The sequence below is a fragment of the Helicobacter sp. 12S02232-10 genome, from assembly GCF_002272895.1.
Classification (GTDB): domain Bacteria; phylum Campylobacterota; class Campylobacteria; order Campylobacterales; family Helicobacteraceae; genus Helicobacter_J.
On record NZ_MLAQ01000045.1, the window covers coordinates 1 to 418 of the forward strand.

The 418-nt window shown below is 31.1% G+C and carries 1 protein-coding gene; it reads right to left on the bottom strand.

Features of this window, described 5'->3' with window-relative positions:
- Positions 1–418: hypothetical protein (locus BKH41_RS09955; RefSeq protein ID WP_180762822.1), on the bottom strand; the 418-nt coding region annotated here is incomplete at both ends.

The window sequence follows — 418 nt, forward strand, 5'->3', positions numbered from 1 at the left end:
TACTTGCTGTACTGAATTGTTGCCTAAATGCATCATTTATTTCTTTTGCTTGATTTTCTTTTTCATTTTCTAAATCTCTTGTTTCTTTCCCTGAAATTTTTGGATATACAAGATAGTATTTAAAGAATTCAGAATAATAAGGAGTGGGAGATTTTTGAGTATCTTTAAAGATTTGATTGAATAGGACTTGATCATTTTGATAAAGGAATGAAGCAAGTTTCAAGATATAGTTGTCATAGGTTTCATAGATACAGCTATGGGAACGGTTTATAATTCTATCAAGTTTGTCATCATCATCTTCAAGCCTGCATTTACCATCCATTTCTTTTAGCATTTCCCTTGCAATGTTTCTAGCTTCCATTTTGAGTTTTGGATTTCCTTTGATGATGGCTTGATACAAAGAAGAGAAGAGATTATC